The 17,004-nt window shown below is 49.8% G+C and carries 16 protein-coding genes; 10 read left to right on the forward strand and 6 right to left on the reverse strand.

The window, feature by feature from the left end; genetic code table 11:
• Positions 1–2 precede the first annotated feature (2 nt).
• Positions 3–2,240: a putative bifunctional diguanylate cyclase/phosphodiesterase gene (locus C3B51_RS14520; protein WP_130245499.1), complete on the reverse strand. Its 2,238-nt coding sequence runs from the start codon at positions 2,238–2,240 to the stop codon at positions 3–5.
• 216 nt (positions 2,241–2,456) lie between these two features.
• Between C3B51_RS14520 and C3B51_RS14525 the strand changes: the two genes are divergently transcribed.
• Positions 2,457–3,062 (forward strand): chemotaxis protein, encoded by a 606-nt coding sequence (locus tag C3B51_RS14525; RefSeq protein ID WP_130245500.1) that lies wholly within the window; start codon positions 2,457–2,459, stop codon positions 3,060–3,062.
• A complete protein-coding gene (locus C3B51_RS14530) occupies positions 3,059–3,790 on the forward strand; it encodes an MBL fold metallo-hydrolase (RefSeq protein WP_130245501.1) in 732 nt (243 codons plus the stop codon). The genes C3B51_RS14525 and C3B51_RS14530 overlap by 4 nt, the downstream gene beginning before the upstream one ends.
• 3 nt (positions 3,791–3,793) lie before the next feature.
• Here C3B51_RS14530 and C3B51_RS14535 read toward each other — a convergent pair whose 3' ends face one another.
• Entirely contained in the window at positions 3,794–4,144 is a 351-nt protein-coding gene (locus tag C3B51_RS14535; RefSeq protein WP_130245502.1) for a VOC family protein, read from the reverse strand.
• A 172-nt stretch (positions 4,145–4,316) separates the two neighbouring features.
• Between C3B51_RS14535 and C3B51_RS14540 the strand changes: the two genes are divergently transcribed.
• The 4 genes from C3B51_RS14540 to C3B51_RS14555 all read left to right on the forward strand — a co-directional run bounded on the left by C3B51_RS14540 (position 4,317) and on the right by C3B51_RS14555 (position 8,327).
• Positions 4,317–6,101 (forward strand): glycoside hydrolase family 3 protein, encoded by a 1,785-nt coding sequence (locus C3B51_RS14540; RefSeq protein ID WP_130245503.1) that lies wholly within the window; start codon positions 4,317–4,319, stop codon positions 6,099–6,101.
• 64 nt (positions 6,102–6,165) lie between these two features.
• On the forward strand, positions 6,166–6,963 hold the full coding sequence (locus tag C3B51_RS14545; RefSeq protein ID WP_130245504.1) for a D-glutamate cyclase family protein: 798 nt from the start codon (positions 6,166–6,168) through the stop codon (positions 6,961–6,963).
• 85 nt (positions 6,964–7,048) lie between these two features.
• Positions 7,049–7,780, forward strand: a complete 732-nt coding sequence (locus C3B51_RS14550) for a 5-oxoprolinase subunit PxpA (RefSeq protein WP_125717273.1) — start codon at positions 7,049–7,051, stop codon at positions 7,778–7,780.
• 25 nt (positions 7,781–7,805) lie between these two features.
• The gene (locus C3B51_RS14555; RefSeq protein ID WP_206076639.1) at positions 7,806–8,327 is read left to right on the forward strand and encodes a GNAT family N-acetyltransferase; all 522 of its coding nucleotides are present in this window, start codon (positions 7,806–7,808) and stop codon (positions 8,325–8,327) included.
• 55 nt (positions 8,328–8,382) lie between these two features.
• Here C3B51_RS14555 and C3B51_RS14560 read toward each other — a convergent pair whose 3' ends face one another.
• On the reverse strand, positions 8,383–10,467 hold the full coding sequence (locus C3B51_RS14560) for a beta-propeller domain-containing protein (protein ID WP_130245506.1): 2,085 nt from the start codon (positions 10,465–10,467) through the stop codon (positions 8,383–8,385).
• Between the two features lie 159 nt (positions 10,468–10,626).
• Here C3B51_RS14560 and C3B51_RS14565 point away from each other — a divergent pair, with 159 nt between their 5' ends.
• Genes C3B51_RS14565 through C3B51_RS14580 form a run of 4 tightly spaced genes read left to right on the forward strand, consistent with a single transcriptional unit; the run spans position 10,627 to position 13,950 of the window.
• On the forward strand, positions 10,627–11,601 hold the full coding sequence (locus C3B51_RS14565; protein ID WP_125717276.1) for a MipA/OmpV family protein: 975 nt from the start codon (positions 10,627–10,629) through the stop codon (positions 11,599–11,601).
• Complete coding sequence (locus tag C3B51_RS14570) at positions 11,591–11,989, forward strand: DUF3019 domain-containing protein (protein ID WP_130245507.1); 399 nt, start codon at positions 11,591–11,593, stop codon at positions 11,987–11,989. The genes C3B51_RS14565 and C3B51_RS14570 overlap by 11 nt, the downstream gene beginning before the upstream one ends.
• Entirely contained in the window at positions 11,989–12,678 is a 690-nt protein-coding gene (locus C3B51_RS14575; protein WP_125717278.1) for a response regulator, read from the forward strand. The genes C3B51_RS14570 and C3B51_RS14575 overlap by 1 nt, the downstream gene beginning before the upstream one ends.
• A gap of 6 nt (positions 12,679–12,684) precedes the next feature.
• Positions 12,685–13,950: an ATP-binding protein gene (locus C3B51_RS14580; protein WP_125717279.1), complete on the forward strand. Its 1,266-nt coding sequence runs from the start codon at positions 12,685–12,687 to the stop codon at positions 13,948–13,950.
• Here the strand turns inward: C3B51_RS14580 and arfB are convergent.
• The 3 genes from arfB to C3B51_RS14595 are packed head-to-tail and all read right to left on the reverse strand — an operon-like array spanning position 13,947 to position 16,966.
• Entirely contained in the window at positions 13,947–14,360 is a 414-nt protein-coding gene (gene arfB / locus C3B51_RS14585) for an alternative ribosome rescue aminoacyl-tRNA hydrolase ArfB (RefSeq protein WP_130245508.1), read from the reverse strand. The genes C3B51_RS14580 and arfB overlap by 4 nt on opposite strands.
• A 56-nt stretch (positions 14,361–14,416) precedes the next feature.
• The gene (locus tag C3B51_RS14590; RefSeq protein WP_130245509.1) at positions 14,417–15,628 is read right to left on the reverse strand and encodes an ABC transporter permease; all 1,212 of its coding nucleotides are present in this window, start codon (positions 15,626–15,628) and stop codon (positions 14,417–14,419) included.
• 9 nt (positions 15,629–15,637) lie between these two features.
• Complete coding sequence (locus tag C3B51_RS14595) at positions 15,638–16,966, reverse strand: ABC transporter permease (protein WP_130245510.1); 1,329 nt, start codon at positions 16,964–16,966, stop codon at positions 15,638–15,640.
• Between the last annotated feature and the right edge of the window lie 38 nt (positions 16,967–17,004).

The following is a 17,004-nucleotide window of genomic DNA, read 5'->3' on the forward strand; positions in this document are numbered from 1 at the left end:
CATTATGACTTGAGGTGGTGCGCCAGGTGGATTTCTATTTCTTTTGCACTGAGTGGCTCGCCAAGATGGTAGCCTTGTAACAAAGGGCACCCCATTTGGGTGAGTAAGCGGGCCTGTTCAGCCGTTTCTACGCCCTCTGCGCAGCAAACAACACCGAGGTTATTGGCCAGGGTGAGCACCGAACTCACCACACCCGCGGCCTCAACTTCTGTTAGTCCGTCCAGGAGCCCGGGGTCCAGTTTTAGGGTATCAAAATTGAACGCATGAAGCTGCCCGATGCTGGTGTGACTGGCATCAAAATCATCGATGGCCAGAGTAAATCCCGCCTCGCGCCAGGCTCCAATCACTGAGTTTAACTCGCTGCCCAATATCGATAGCTGTTTTTCAGTCACTTCCAGTTCGATATGCTGAGGCTGGAGCCCGTGCCCGGATATACTGTGTTTCAGTGCGTTCAGTGCTTCTTCTTGCTGTAGTGTTTTAACCGCCAGGTTCAGGCTCAACCTGAGTTTTGGGTGTTGCGATTGCCACCTGGCAAAATGGCTTAATGCTTGCTCCCACAATTTAACCTGCAAAGTCATTAGCGCTTTCACATCATTTATCTCGGCGATAAAACGACTGGCTTCGATCAAACCGTCCTCTTTGTGCCAGCGCGCTAACATTTCGAGCTTAGCAATTCGCCCATCCATCGCGTTTACAACGGGCTGAAAATGAGGCACAAACTGGTCCTGCGATATGGCCTCTAAAATGGCTTGCTCCAGTGCCTGATTCTGTTCGACCTCATCATCCAGTTGTGCGCAGTAGAACTGCATGCCGCCTTTGCCGGATTTTTTTGCCCGATACATCGCGCTGTCTGCTCGCTTCATTAATACCTCAGCGTTATCACCATCATCTGGATACAAAGCCACACCGGCACTCAATGTCGCCTGTACTTCAACACCTTTGATTTCATACTGTCCGCACACCCTGTCGAGTACTTTCTTGATAACGCTGCCAACATGCCGTTTGTCTTCAATAGCATCGAGCAACAAAACAAACTCGTCGCCGCCCATCCGGGACACGGTGTCACAGGCTCGGATAGCGTCCGTTAGCCGGTGCGCAATCTGCTTCAATAACAAATCTCCAAAGTCATGTCCCAATGAATCATTGATTTTTTTGAATTTATTAAGGTCCATAAACACCACCGCAAACTGGTGGCGGTTACGCAGCGCCCGTTTGCAGGCCTGGATCAGCCTATCCTGTAGCAATAACCGATTCGGTAGGCCAGTCAAGGCATCGTGGTGGGCCAGGTGGTTCATTTTGCGCTTGAGTGCGCGGGATTCGGTCACATCCTGAAAAATCATCACAGCGCCTATCACTTTGCCCGCATTGTTGTATACCGGCGAGCAGGAATCATCAATTGCAAACTCCAATCCGAGATGATTCCGAAAACAGGTCGAATCCGGCAAACTAACCGTTTGCTGGCTGCGCATGCACACCGCCATCTGATCTTCTATGGGCCGATCGCTGCCTTCATGGTATAGAGGCATCACCTCGCTGATGGGCTGCCCTTTCACTTCTTCAGTAAGCAGCGCTAAAACGGCCTCGGCAACCGGGTTCATAAAGATCACCCGGCTATCCACATCGCAACAGATAACGCCATCACCAATCGAACTCAGGGTGACTGCCAATAGCTCACTGTCGGTGTCTGCCTGACCAAGATGAGGGGACAGCGGCAGATAGCGGGCAAGGTGGAGATTGCGGTGCTCAGAACTCTGCAGTTCAAATAAGCCTGTCACTCGCTCGCTAAGCGCACTGACCAGCGTCAATTTAACCACCTGACCTGCTTTTGGTTGCTCCAGCCACGCCGCAAGCCTTGCCCAACTATCTGGCTCAAGTAATTCGTGCAGGTTATAAGCAAACAATTCGGTGTGACTCTTGTTCAATGCTTTAGTCAAGCCGTCACTCATACTCACTAGACTGGCATCTGAGCTAAACACAAACTGATACCCGGCGCTTGCCTGAAATGCCTCCAGGTAAAAATGATGTGCCTCGTGATGTTTATTGCTGCGGATAACGCCTTGTTTGCGACTTAACCCCCACACGACCAGACCTGCCATCAAAGCAAATACGCCCCCCATGACCAGCGCAAACACCATAGGGTTGGCCAGAAAACTAGCAGACGATTGAGTTGCCGCACTTACCGGCCAGCCAACGGCCGAAAAACACAGACAAACGATTGATTGCAACGCAGAGGGTTTCATCAGACTCCCGGTTATTTTTTATGTCGCACCTGACAAGCTTAGTCGTTATCCAGTTACTTTGGTAATGCCGAGTAGTACTTTTGAAGCCGTTGTTAATGAAAGAGTTTAAGGTTATCGGATTATTTGCCATGCGCCTGCAATTATGCCGATTTCTGGAATTTCAGCGAATTTTATTCTAGTGTCTTGAAAGCAGCCCGTTGACAGTGGAGTTTCGCATTGAGCGACAAAAATATCGTAGACAGCTTCATTCGCGTTGCGCGCATTATTGCCAACCTCGATGCAATCCTGGCCGAAGCGAAAAACCTCTCATTAACCGCTAAAAATGCCCGTGTTGTTGCACTTCGAGCCGGGGATTCGGCGTCAGGCTTTAAGCCCATTACTAATTTCATTGATGAGTTTTCAGAGCAAACCATCAAAACCACAACCCATATCTCCGCCTTATCCAATCAGTTGTTCAAAATTGCCCTTGAAGCGGTCAGAAGCACTCAGTTCGATGTGCATGTCGGCAAAGCCGCCACCTTAGTATCTACCCCGCAACTGATAACCTTGCAGCATAAGGCCAAACTGGATAGACAACAGCAGACCAAAAAGCTGGAAATTGCCCTGCTGGAGCTGGAAAGTTTTTTTGAAGAAATCAATAAGCAAATGCGCAGTGCCGAATACATTGCGGTCACAAGCCGGGTCGAAGCATCCAATGCCGGTGAGTTCAGTGATAGTTTGCAATCGGTCTCTGATTTTATTGCTACTGCAGCTAAAACCATTAAGCAATCGGTCACCGTCAATCTAAACGAAATCCATACTCTGAGAGGCACCTTGCATTGAAAGCAACACCATTATACCAGGCTGCCAGTCACAGCTGGCTCATGTTCGGCCGCGACGAAGGCAAGCCGGAAAAAATCATTGATACCAACCAATATCTGGTCAAGGGTAAAGGGCAGGCCGTGCTGCTAGACCCCGGCGGTACTGAGCTTTTTTCACCTATGCTGGCAGCTATATTGCAGCATATTGACCTGCAAGAACTCACCACCCTGTTCGCCTCACATCAGGACCCGGATATTATTTCTTCACTTGGGCTGTGGGATAAGGCCTTACCCGGCGCCACACTGCACGCCCCCTGGTTATGGGAAGGGTTTATTCGCCATTTTGGTATGAGCAACATAAAATACCAAGGGATCAAAGATGAAGGCGGCGAGATCCGGCTCAATGATATCAGCCTTAAACTTGTGCCCGCCCACTACCTGCACTCCTCTGGCAACTTTCATGTGTATGATCCTCAGGCGAAGATACTGATGAGTGGCGACGTGGGTGCGGCACTGGAAAAAGCCGGTGCGCCAATATTTGTCGATGACTTTGGCGCACATATTAAGCATATGGAATATTTCCATCGCCGCTGGATGCCATCCAATCGGGCCAAAGCCAACTGGATTGCCCGGGTAAAAGAACTCAACATAGAGATCATGGCGCCTCAGCACGGCCGCTTATTCAAAGGAGAGGCCGTGGCTGAATTCCTTGAGTGGTTTGCAAAGCTGGATGTCGGTATCGCTACCTGAGGCTCACTTATCGCTCCACACCGCTAATTCATTGCCGCTGGGCTCAATAAAATGAAACCGTCTGCCACCGGGAAAGCTGAATATTGCTTTGTTAATGGTGGCACCGGCCTGCTCTATGGCCTGTTGTGTTTGCTCCAGGTCGTCACTGTAGAGCACCAGCAATGGCGCACCTTGTGCCTGACTGGCCGCTACATCGCCTAGAAAAAAGCCGCCTTCCAGGCCTGATTCGCTGAACGCCACATATTCGGGGCCATATGACTGAAACTGCCAACCAAACACAGATTCAAAGAAAGTTTGTGTCGCCGCTAAATCTGCTGCGGCAAATTCCACATAGTTCAGAGTGTGATGTGTCATAGTCTCTCCTTTTCGTTTTTATATTCAACAGGTGTTCATCGGGTATTGCTATAACCGACAACCGTTTGAACTGAATTGGCTCCATCTTAGCGCTGTGGCATGATAGAGTGCCAGAAAAAATAGCATATTTATAATGAATACCTTGTTTCGCTTCACGTTAATAGGTTTGCTCATGACCCTCACAACCCCGAGTATCAATGCTCAGCCTGTCGCTGATTTGCGCGCCCTGATAGGGCAAAAACTGATGCTCGATTTACGATATTTTTGTCAGCAAGGCACAGGCGCTCAGTGCCGCACGCCCATGACGACTCTGCCGCCGGAATTAAAAGCGCTGCTACACGAATACCAGATTGGCGGTGTGATCTTATTTGCTGAAAACGTTCAGGACGTTGAGCAAATTGTGACACTAACCGAACAATTGCATAGCGCAACGGCGCAACCGCCGTTTATTGCCATTGATCAGGAAGGTGGCCGGGTTGCCCGAATTAATCGCTCAGAAGCGACTTCCTTCACCGGTAATATGAGTATTGGCGCCAGCTATGCCCAACATGGCACGCACTATGCGCATCAGGTCGCGTCAGTCATAGGCAAAGAGCTGGCGGTACTTGGGATCAATGTCAACTTTGCTCCTACCGTTGATGTTAATGCCAATCCGGATAACCCGGTTATTAATGTCCGCTCTTTTGGTGAAGATCCGCATATGGTTGCAAAACTGGGCGCTGCCCAAGTTAAAGCCTTCGAGCAACAGGGAGTGATCTCTGCCATAAAGCACTTCCCAGGCCACGGCGATACCAATGTTGACAGCCACACCGGTTTACCACGTGTAAACCATACTTTGAGCCAAATCCGCCAGCAGGACATCGCGCCCTTTGCCACCATCATCAAGCAACAGGCGCCGGGCATGATAATGACCGCACACATCCAGTACCCTGCGCTCGACGAGACCCAGATAGTCAACAAACACGGCGAAAAAATGCTGCGCCCGGCCACGATGTCACGCAAAATTATGCACGACTTACTCAGAGGTGAACTAGGATATCAGGGTGTCACCATCACAGATGCACTGGATATGGCCGGGATCAGCGACTTTTTTGAGCCCGAGCAGGCCGTCATTGAAACCTTTGCAGCAGGCGTAGACATTGCTCTGATGCCCTTCGCTGTTCGCAGCACGCAAGATATCCAGGCATTCAGAGCGTTTATGACGAAGCTGTACCAGCAAGCCTCAAGCCAGCTTGATGTCACCGAGCTGCGAACATCAGCGCAGAGAATACAGGCGCTCAAGGCTCGCTTTTTGCCGCCAAAACGCCACCTGTCTGTAGCGATTGCGCAATCTGTGTTGGGTAACCCTCAGCACCGCAAACTGGAAGCTGAGCTGGCGCTGGCAGCCATCACTGAGGTGAAAAATGATAACCTGCTGCCACTGGCAATTCGCGCCAATCAGCGCATTCACCTGATCATGCCGGACAAACAAAAAGCCATGGCACTTAAGCAAGCTTTGCAGGCTCACACTGCTCACCCGCTCACCATCACGCTGTCGAGTTTGCAAGGTTTTAACCCCGCGCAGGCCAGGGCCAACATAAAAAAAGCGGACTGGATCATTGCCGGTCACGCGACGCCTGCACAAAGCGCGGTAGAAATCGGCGGTATGGAGGATGTTGCAACGCTGGCGCAATTCTCGTTGGCAGCCCGTGCCCAGCCTGATGCCCTGGAGGAGCTGCTGAGCTTTGCGCAATCGCAACATAAATCCACCCTGTTCATTAGCTTGCGTGCCCCTTATGAAACAACCCGGTTTGCGCCCTACAGCCAGGCAGTGCTGGCAAGCTATGCCTATAATGTTGATGTTGAAACGACACAGGAAGTGAGTGGGCCTGCCTACACCGCACTTGCCAAAGTCATTTTGGGCCTGGAAAAAGCCAAGGGGAAACTGCCTGTCAGCGTAAACAAACAGGCAGAATAGCACCAGCGGCCTATAATATTGGTGAGGTGTTGTTGAATCCGCCTGTTACCTGATGAGGACATGTATGGACCCAAAGGCATCACTCACTGCTCCCAACGCCATTCGCGCCATGATCCGGGCCGGAGATTATTCCGGCCCCACCAACGGCTTTGTACCCGGCTTTGCCCAATGTGATATTTTAATCCTGCCCGAGGCCAATGCATTTGAATTTCAGACTTATTGTCAACACAACGCAGACTGCTGTCCTTTGCTTGCCACCAGCATCGCGCCGGGGAGCTATCACCTGGATCAACTGGGCCAGAATATAGATATACGCACAGATCTGCCCCGTTACCGCATTCTCAAACACGGCCAGCTCACAGAAGAAGTGTCTGATATCACCCATTTGTGGCGTGACGACTTTGTTATCTTTGCGCTGGCCAGTCATCTGGCCTTTGATACCGTGCTCAACTCCTTTGGTATTCCAAGTCCGCTGACTAATCCCACACACTCATTGCCTATGTATATCAGTCACCTCGAAAGCAATCAGGTCGGTCCGTTTGGTGGCAATAAAGTGGTTTGCATGCGCCCAATGCAAAAACAGGAGTTAATCAAAGCCATTCAGGCCGGTTCAGTAAGCCGGGTGCCACACGGTATCCCGGTCCATTTCGGCGAGCCGGGCGAGATAGGAATAAAAAACCTCGGCAAGCCAAACTTTGGCGAGCCTCTTGCTTTGGCCGCGCCTAAACTCCCGGTATTTTGGACGACCAGTTTAACGGCTCATCTGGCCATCACCCGTGCTGCGCCGGAGTTGTGTATAATCAATAGTCCGCAACATTTGCTGGTCACCGACAAAGCTGACCTCAGCCTGGTGATTGACTGAGGCCTGCTTTCACTGAACATGTCGTTCTAACCCTTGCGCTTCAATCCGTGTTAAGGTCTGAGAAAAACCAACAGAAGGGCAGTCTATGCTGTTAAATTGTGACCTTGGCGAGAGCTTTGGTGCCTGGAAAATGGGCCTGGACAGTCAGGTAATGCCCCATATTGACCTGGCTAACATTGCCTGCGGCTTTCATGCCGGCGACCCCACCGTTATGGCAAGCACACTCTCGCTAGCCAAAGCACATGAAGTCGGCATTGGTGCGCATCCCGGCTACCCCGACCTGCAAGGGTTTGGACGCCGCTCCATAACTTTGAGCGACACCGAGCTTAGAAACACCCTGCATTACCAAATTGCCGCACTGGATGGCATGGCGCGGGTACAGGGTATGGCGCTGGGCTATGTAAAACCCCACGGCGCACTGTATAACGACATGATGCGTGATGAAGCAATCCTCCTTCAGGTGCTCAAAACCCTGTCTGACTATCCGGCTCCGCTAAAACTCATGTTGCTGGCAACGGCTCAGCAAGCAGAGCATGCACGCCTTGCGTCACAGTTCGGAGTCGAGCTACTGTTTGAAGCCTTTGCAGACAGGCTGTATACAGACGAAGGGCACCTCTGTGCGCGAAGCCAGCCAAATGCCGTTCACAACGAGGCCAATGTACTGGCACAGGTAAAGCAATTGCTGGCGCACGGTACAGTCACTACGGCCAGTGGCCAGGCTTTGCCACTAAAAGCAGATACACTCTGTGTCCATGGCGACAACATGGACAGCATTAAGCAAATTGTTGCCATTAAAGCCTTACTCAAAACCCAATAGCACCTAGTATTAAAAGGATTGCATTATGATTGAAACCTCCCGACTGCGCCTCAGGCCGCTCACCCAACAGGACTGGCCGTTTTTTCTTCGCCTCCATCAGCACACTGAGGTCATGCGTTTTATCAGCGACCTCTGTGAGCAAAGCCAAATCCGTGCGCAATTTGACGGTCGCCTTATCGACTGGAATAAAGAGTGTGGTGCATGGCTGACTTTGCTTATTGAAGAAAAAGACTCGGGGGAGCCCGTCGGTTTGCATGGTTTTTTGTCGAGCTGGTTGCCTTACCAACAGGCAGAGCTTGGCTTTATGCTCACCCCTGAGCATCAGGGTAAAGGATACGCCAAAGAATCAACCCGCGCAGTGATTGATTTTGCGTTTAATCAGTGTGGTTACCACAAACTGACTGCCACCGTAACAGAGGGCAATGAGGCGTCTTTCAACTTGCTAACCAGGCTTGGATTTGAGCATGAAGGCACGCTCAGGGATAATTACCAGCTTGGCGGGCAATGGTGCCATGACCAAAAGCTCGGCTTAATCAGCTCCCGTTGAGCGAGGTAACGCAGCCAGCGCTCAATGCCAGCTGCGTGACCGTCACTAACTCATCTTAGAAAGGCCCGCTGGTATCCTGTGGCGATTGCCAAAGGCTTGACCAGACAAAGTTACCGTGCACGTAGTAAATGTGTTCATCATGCAAAATACCTCTGTCGTCGCCGGCCCAGATATATTGCGATGTGTCTGCGTCTGGTTGCTGTTCAGCCGTACTGCTACCCATATACAGTAACTTGGGCGTTTCGCCTGTATGTACTTCAAATGAGGCCAGCTCATTGCGCTTGTACCAGCTCACGCTGTTTTCACTGTCGTTCTCAGTCAGCCAGCTTTCCACGGACAATGTCATTCTGAACACCTCATCGCTGTGTTTGATGTAGCTAAATGCGTGATAGTCAAATTCAACCGGGCTAAACCCGCCACTAAACACTTTTTCATCAACCAGTAAAGGCGCACTGATATCACTGACATCGAACAAACTCACTTTGGCACCAAAGTCATCTTCGCTTTCCAAAGGCCCGTCGAGAAACCAGTTTTGCACGTTCTGACCAATACCTATGAGTAACTGTTCAGACACAGGATGAAGATACGCAGAATAACCCGGGATCTCCAGTGCCCCGGTGATCTTAGGGTCGCTCTTGTCACTCAGGTCCAATACATACAAAGGATCTATCTGGCGGAACGTTACGATGTAAGCTTTGTCAGCAAAAAAACGTACCGCATAGATGTCTTCCTCTACCAGTCCATTGTCAGATACTTTTCCGATTGGCGTGGTGCGCGTCTGATTAGGTAACTGGGCCACCACCGCAAGGCTATCATCTTGCTTTTCCAGCAGATAAAGCTTATGAAGCATACCCTTGGTCTCAGTAAAACGAGACGTCACCACACGCAATATCCCTGCATGCTCACTGAATCTCAGGTTCTGGTTGCTGCGCCCCAAATGACCGGCCACTTTGCCAGATACAGTGTAACTGACCGCCTGTTCACCCAAATTAAACTGGTGGATCACCGTCTGAGTTGCGTCATCAAACGAGGCTTCCTCAGAGTCATAATAATAACCATAAAGATAGACATTATTTTCTGACATGTAGATCCCTTCGGTCCGACTGGCGATACAGGTCGTGGTCAATGAATCGGGGTCGTTGAGTGACACACGAGTCACAGATGTAATGTGATGATACCCATTCAAATTGGATGCATTCTCCGGCATATAGCAAGTTGCCGGGTCGACCAGTAAGCGCTCGGTGCCGGTTTTAATGTTGGTCACTTTAGGCAGCAGTTCAGTGACATCTGTCGCTGTTATCTTTTGGTAATTAACGACATCCAGGTCCTCACCTTCTTGTTCAAACCCGGTAAAACTGGCCGAGAATTCGCTGATCAAATAAAGTGAGTTACCGATAACGCGTGAGTCAACCAACTCGCCGTCAAAACGAAACTGATGGGTGACTTGAGCCTGTGACGGGTCTTTGACATCAGCCAGGGTCAGCGCAAAGTCTTGGGAACCCGAGAAGGGCATAGATGTTGCATCTACGGCTATCTCAGCCGTTAGTAAGGGCTCTACCATAAACCCACCCCGGTCATTACTGAGCAGGGCGGCCAGATTATTCTCCTGCAGGTACAATTGCTGTCTAGCGTAAAAATCTGAACTGGTGACCAAAGTGGTTAATGGTCCAAGCGCGCCATTTTCTTCACGCTTCAAGATGCGAACAGACTGCTTGTGCTCATCCTGTGCAGCCTGAAAATCAGCGGTATTAGCAATATATAAGTGCGCACCGTCGTATTTCACTCTGTCACTTTCATCCACCGCTTGTTCCTGCACATTGGTGCTGGAATACGCCGGTATAGCAGCATCAGAATTCGGCGCGCTTACCTGCTCACCGCTATCCTGAGGAGTCGTCACACCTTGTGCCAGGTAAATGCCATTTTTGAGATACGTTGCAAAATCCGCGGCACTTGCCTTACGCAGTTTTTGCGCGCTTGCCTCACCCGTCGACAAATCTGGCACTTTATCGGGCGGCGTTTGCGTCCCGCCATTACCCGGGTTCTGGGTAGACGTATCGGTATCACTCCCAGTGCCACATGCACCGAGTAGCGATAAAGTAAGCGCCGCTGCACATAGCTTCAGCTGGGTAGAATATAACATTGGCAGTCTCCTTAGGATTAAGTATGTATCTAACTTTACCCAATTACCAAAGCGTTGCTGTTATTCCAGCCAATGGAAATGTTATTTAATGTAACTCTTTCTGGTAATTAGTAATTTTATTGGTAAAGTACACCTGTTCTAAATAGGGAGTGGGTAAAAGTGAAACGTCTGTCTGGTGTGATTGGCTCAGTATTATTTAGCAGTCTGGCAGTGGCCAACTGTGAAACACAACCGGAGAATTGCATAGAGGTGTCACAATGGGAGTTTTCAGTGGCACTGGGTGCCGGTGTTGCAACTAATCCCTTGAAAGAAGGCGATCACTCACCACTAATTGTATTGCCTTATGTACGTTATTACGGCGATCGCTTTTTTCTCGATAACACGGCGATTGGTTACACATTCTATGACCATCAAGCATTTGATATCAGCTGGATTGCAGAGCTTAATTCGGAGCAAGCTTTCTTTAGCCGCTCCCGACCAGGCACGGTACTACGCGCCAACACGCTATCCCCGGACCTCAATGAGCGGGTCAACTTACCGCAGATAAAGACGCCTACCGAAGGCAATGTCAGTGGCGGTGATAATGTCAATTTGCCTAATGACATCAGTGTACAAGTAACGGTCACAGATTTAGATCAAGAGCAGCAAGAGATAAAGCCCCCTTCCTTAACCTTTGATGATCTTGCCAAGCGTAAATGGGCTATCGATAGCGGCATACTGGCCCATTGGTATATCTCTGAACAACACAAATTGAGGGTGCGGTTACTCCATGATGTGCGTGGCATCTATAAGGGCTTCCACAGCTCCGTGGAGTACAGCTACAAGCTGCCTTTTGGAAACCCTAAATTTGCTCAGTTCCAATTCAAGCTTGGGGTCGATTATAAAGATGCCAAGCTGGGAAGCTATTACTATGGTATTACACAAAGAGACACTGAACTCACACATTATCGCTATGAGGTAGATAGTACTTTTAACCCTTATGTGGGCGTAGCTTATAATCACAAGCTAAGCGAAAGCTGGCAATTTAAATTCACGGCGAAGCATCAATGGCTCGGCTCGAGCATCGCAAACAGCCCAATTGTCGACGAAGGCTACACAACCTCCGTCTTCATCGGAGGCTTGTATGCGTTTTAATCTTGCCCTGTACAGCCTATCTGCGGGGACACTATTGTGGTGCTCACAGACAGTCCAGGCCAATTCTGAGCCGCCACCGCTCTTTGAGATAAAACCTCAGGTCTGTATGGTGAAAACGCAGGGACAAACCTGTCAGATGACCATCCGGGTGAACTGGCATCACAGTGCATCGGAAAACCTTTGCCTGTACCAGTCTGAAACTCAATTACATTGCTGGAAAGACAGTCAGCAGGGAAGCGTCAAACTGGCAGTCAAGCTTGCACAAAATATGGAATTTAGTCTCAAAGATCCACACCAAAACACGCTTGCTAGAAAAACCGTAAAAGTCAATGCAGTCGTCAGCACTAAGTATCGCAGGAAACTTAAAACAGATTGGAGTTTATTCTAATGATCAAAGTCATATTGGTAGAAGATGATGAGAGGCTGGCGCAACTCACCGGCCAGTTTTTACAAAGCAACAATTACGATGTGACCCTGATCCATGATGGCGCACTGGCACCGGAAAAAATCACCCGAGAACAACCCGATGTGGTGATCCTGGACATTATGTTACCAAACCTGGATGGCTTTGAGATCTGCCGCCGAATTAGACCTGATTACCAGGGACCTGTGCTATTTTTAACAGCCAAAGACAGTGATTTTGACCATGTCAGAGGCTTGGAAATTGGCGCTGATGACTATGTTATCAAGCCTGTAGAGCCTTATGTGTTACTAGCCAGACTTAACGCACTGTTGCGCCGTCAGGGCAAACAAACAGACAGCACAGATCAACTGACACTTGGCCAATTACGGATAGATAAAGCAGCCCGCAAGACCTATCTCAGCGAGCAAGAAATCGATCTGACGAGTTACGAGTTTGATTTGCTGTGGGAGCTTGCCAGACACGCAGGTGATACCCTCAGCCGCGAGCATATTTATAACCAGGTTGTTGGCAGACCTTATGATGGACTGGACCGTAGCGTAGATGTTCGGATCTCGCGGTTACGTAAAAAGCTCAATGACAACCTTGAACAGCCCTACAGACTGATCACAGTTTGGGGTAAAGGGTATTTGTGCTCAAAATCCGCCTGGGACTAATACATTATGCTGCGATTGCTTGTCAGCCTTTATATTGTGGTGTTCGCCAGTATTATTGCGATAAATTTAGGCAGCGAGGCAATCTGGCGAAACTGGGTCGAGCAAGCCCCCGACGACTTACGACACGCAACTTTGGTTGCCGGGCAATATAAGCAAGCACTCAGCTATATTAAAGAAGATGAGTTTGAATCGTTTCTCAGTGCGCAAACACAGTTGACCGTGTTCCCCTACGAAGACGTCGCCTGGCTACCCGAGCAACTGACCGCGCTCAGGCAAGGTAAGATCATCACCTCTTTTGATGATACAGGAAATGCCCTGCTGCTATTTATGACCAACAATGGCGCGTCTGTCGCCCAGCTTGGCCCGTTTGCACCGGCGCAATCTGCCGAAGTAAAACAGTATACCATCAAGTTTCTTTCCTACTCCGTGCTGGCATTGTTGCTGGTCATTTGGTTAAGACCACTCTGGATTGACCTGGTCCAACTAAAACGTACATCCGAGAAGCTGGCGTCGGGATCACTTGATCTGACAACAAATCGATCTCGCTTTTCAGCCATTTATACACTGACTCAGCAAATTGAACGCATGGCGCTGAAAACAGCCAGTCTGATGAGCAACCAAAAACAGCTGGTTAATGCAGTCTCGCACGAGCTCAGAACGCCGCTCGCGCGTTTAAAGTTTGCGCTGGCTATGTTGGCACCCAAAGCGCCTGAACAGGTGGCGGCAATGGAAGAAGATGTGACGGAAATGGAGGTGCTGATTGATGAGATGCTCAGCTATGCCCGACTTGAGTTTGCCAATCAGCAGTTACATATGCAGCAATGTGATCTGGCCCCATTGGTACTGGACCAGATTGACAAACTGACACGCACAACCGATAAGCAACTGATAACCAACATCATCAGCGATATCCCGGTTATGTGTGACCCTCACCAGTTAACTCGGGTCATACAAAACCTGCTGCAAAACGCCGACAAGTACGGCCATAGCACAATCCGCATCAGCCTCGAAAAGCAACAGAATATGGCGGTATTTATCGTAGAAGACGACGGCCCTGGCATTCCACAATCAAAACGTGACCAGGTATTTCAGCCATTTTCCAGACTGGATAAAAGCCGCAATAAAGAAACCGGCGGATTTGGTTTAGGTTTGGCAATCGTCAGTAAAATTCTCTCCTGGCATAAAACCAGTTGCGAGATTGACGACTCTGAGCTGGGTGGTGCCCGCTTTACTGTGCTGCTGCCGTTTATATCGCAAAGCGCGCCAGGTTAAAACTTAACGGCACCGCGCATTGCTTTAGTCTGAGCCCGTTTATTTTTACTGTCGAGACGTTTGCGCTGTGAGCTACGAGTGGGCTTAGTTGCCCGACGCGCTTTTTCTACTTTTATTGCACTGAGGATCAAGCCCTTCAACCGGGCCAACGCATCTTCACGATTTTGCTCCTGAGTGCGAAAGCTCTGTGCCTTAATCACTATCACACCGTCTTTGCTGATACGACTGTCTTGCAGCGCCAGCAAACGTTCTTTATAAAATGGGGGTAAAGTGGAGCGTTGGATATCAAATCTCAGATGAATGGCAGAAGCCACCTTGTTAACATTCTGGCCACCCGCGCCTTGCGAACGGATCGCCGACAGTTCAATTTCCCATGCCGCTAGTTCGACATTGTTTGATAGCTTTAACATAGTGACTACGATTTGCCTTTCTCAGTGCTATCATAGCAAGTCGAGTGTACACTCGTCTATCTGACCTCTCCCAGGCGACTTGCAATCGCCGGAGACATCTTGGCAGCCCGACATGCCGGCGCCAGGGTAGCAGCCTGCCCTAACAGCACCATACACACACCACCGATGACAAAAAAGTCCATTGGCACGGTGGCCAACTCAAACCAGTTGCTAAATTGTACGTTCAGTAGAATAGCCGCGACACAGCCCACCGCTACACCAACCATGGTTAGTAGCGCGTTTTCGAGCATAAAGTAGCCCACAATTTGCCCTTGCTGTGCGCCAAGTGCACGGCGGATCCCAATTTGCCGACGCCGCCGGATCACCGCAAAACGTGCCTGACCAAATATTCCCAAAGCCGTCACTAAAGACAGGCAAGCAACAACCCATAATAAGGTCATGCTCGCGGCATACTCAGCCTGATAACTTTGCGCTTTGACTTGTTCAAACGACATTAATTCTTCAATTTTGCGTCCATGCAGACGCATCAGATAATCCAGCGTATTGGCCGTCGCCTGAGCTTGCTGACCCGGAACATGACGCACCAGATAATACACATATTCACTGGTCTCTATCACAGGCGCCAGCACACTGTGTTCGACAACTACCCAAAAACTCCAGGCAGCCTGCAAGGTTTTAACCACACCACGCACTTGCTGAGGGCGCTTGTCGATATAAATTGTTTTGCCCACAACCTGACGCCAGTCATCAGGATAAAGTGACTGGGCAAGCGCTTGTGTAATGATGATCTCATTCGCCACTCGAAACCCGTCTGTTTCGGCATATTGCGGTGTCTGGTCAAAACGTTCGCCTGCGATCAGCTCCAGCCCCATGGTTTCGAGCAGCGCCGTGTCACCGCCGTAGTAGCCGCTAAAGGTGTCGTAATCTCCCTCAGCCTGAGTCGCAACTTCCAGGAAGTTGCCCCAACCACTCAGTGGCACCCCAGAAGTAACGGAGGCATTCTCAACACCTGATAACCCCTTTAGTGCCAGCAAGTCTTGTTCAATTTGCGATGCTCTGGCTTGTGTATCAACCGGTAAATTAGTAAGGACGAAAAACGTGTTCTGCTCATCCAGGCCACTGGGACGGGATAACAAGCTTTGCTTTTCAACCGCCAGATAGGCCGCATTGACTAAAATCATAAAAGTCACGGCGATTTGCAGGATAAACAACACAGGCGCTGTACGACTGTGGTTCAACGTTTTAAGAATGGGTAACAAATCTCGCATAATTGCCCCTTACACACCGTTAAGCTGGCTGGCAGGCTCTATCCGACTGGCACGAAAGACGGGAAACAGCCCAAAAAGTACACTAACGGAAACCGCCACCAATGGCGTCATAACCAGGATATATATATCCATGTGCATTAAATCACTACTCAGGTGCTGGTAAACCCGGCTACACAAAGTTAGTCCCAGCTGAGCCAGTAACAGGCCTAACATCCCACCAAACAGGCCCATCAGCACAGTTTCTACACTAAACTGGATAAATACCTGCTGTTTGCTCGCACCAACCGCGCGGCGCAAGCCTATTTCACTGGCTTTGCCATGAAACTTGGCCATCATCAGATTGGTGCTGTTTAGTAAGCACAGTAATAAGAAACACAGTGATAAGCCCAGTGCCACCAGATTGTCATCAGAAATAGCTTCGCGATCGGCAAGATACTCACCAGGTGTGCTCAGCTTGTTGAGAATCTTACGCTGAAACCGCCCCAGAGCTCGCTGCTCCTGGACATAGGTATAGAGGAAATCCTCGTAAGCACGGCGCTGACTGGCATCTTTTAACTCAACCCAAAAATAAACCCAAACACATTCCGACGCTAACAGGGCTTCAAACGAGCTGTCTTGTGGGTCTTGCCAGCATTCAAAAGGCTGCAAATTTGACGACCACAGGGCGTGACGTACTTGGGTCTCAAACGGGATAAAGACATCTCTGGGTTTGCGAAATGCATGCATAGCCTCGCCATAAAAACGTGGCAAGATAGGCCAGTTATCCATGACCCCGATAATGCGATACTCCAGTGTACCCAGTGTAATATGCTGGCCCACTGAGTTCTCACCATTGAACAGTCGCTGATTCGTGTCTGCACTGATCACCGCCACTCGCTCTCCCTGCTGATCGGCATCTTCAGACCAGGCACTGCCAAATTTGATGGGTGCATTAAAAGCGCTAAAGAAGTCGCGACTGGTGGAACGCACCAGCGCCGTTTTTGCTTCAGAGTCTGGCTGAGTCGGCAGCTTCAGTTGGTCGCGATAACCACTGATAGGAATGTGGGACTCGGCACGGTTCGCGCGCCACAAGTTTTGCATGTCCTGAAAGGTCAGATAAGGCGGCACCCGCTCTTCATCGCCCTGGCTATAATAGGCTTTTTGTGGGCCCCAGCTATTAAGCTGGACTAAAAACAACGAGTCTGCTTTGCCGGGGACTGGTTCCTGATTCATCATGTAATTGATGGTGTAAGTGGTCATAGTGGCCGCAATGCCCACCGCTATTGTGACCACAATTAAGGAACTTAATAATGGAGTTTGTTTGAAGCTTATCCAGGCCAGTTTGAAATAATATCTCATCAGCTTGCTTCCTCCACCTTGTTATTTCCCGGAAATAG

Source organism: Pseudoalteromonas rubra (assembly GCF_004212645.1).
Lineage (GTDB): Bacteria > Pseudomonadota > Gammaproteobacteria > Enterobacterales > Alteromonadaceae > Pseudoalteromonas > Pseudoalteromonas rubra_G.

Coding starts and splice junctions, on each gene's coding strand:
- C3B51_RS14520 (WP_130245499.1), bottom strand. CDS start 2,240: ATGAAACCCTCTGCGTTGCAATCAATCGTTTGTCTGTGTTTTTCGGCC.
- C3B51_RS14535 (WP_130245502.1), bottom strand. CDS start 4,144: ATGACACATCACACTCTGAACTATGTGGAATTTGCCGCAGCAGATTTA.
- C3B51_RS14540 (WP_130245503.1), top strand. CDS start 4,317: ATGACCCTCACAACCCCGAGTATCAATGCTCAGCCTGTCGCTGATTTG.
- C3B51_RS14545 (WP_130245504.1), top strand. CDS start 6,166: ATGGACCCAAAGGCATCACTCACTGCTCCCAACGCCATTCGCGCCATG.
- C3B51_RS14550 (WP_125717273.1), top strand. CDS start 7,049: ATGCTGTTAAATTGTGACCTTGGCGAGAGCTTTGGTGCCTGGAAAATG.
- C3B51_RS14555 (WP_206076639.1), top strand. CDS start 7,806: ATGATTGAAACCTCCCGACTGCGCCTCAGGCCGCTCACCCAACAGGAC.
- C3B51_RS14560 (WP_130245506.1), bottom strand. CDS start 10,467: ATGTTATATTCTACCCAGCTGAAGCTATGTGCAGCGGCGCTTACTTTA.
- C3B51_RS14570 (WP_130245507.1), top strand. CDS start 11,591: ATGCGTTTTAATCTTGCCCTGTACAGCCTATCTGCGGGGACACTATTG.
- C3B51_RS14575 (WP_125717278.1), top strand. CDS start 11,989: ATGATCAAAGTCATATTGGTAGAAGATGATGAGAGGCTGGCGCAACTC.
- C3B51_RS14580 (WP_125717279.1), top strand. CDS start 12,685: ATGCTGCGATTGCTTGTCAGCCTTTATATTGTGGTGTTCGCCAGTATT.
- arfB (WP_130245508.1), bottom strand. CDS start 14,360: ATGTTAAAGCTATCAAACAATGTCGAACTAGCGGCATGGGAAATTGAA.
- C3B51_RS14590 (WP_130245509.1), bottom strand. CDS start 15,628: ATGCGAGATTTGTTACCCATTCTTAAAACGTTGAACCACAGTCGTACA.
- C3B51_RS14595 (WP_130245510.1), bottom strand. CDS start 16,966: ATGAGATATTATTTCAAACTGGCCTGGATAAGCTTCAAACAAACTCCA.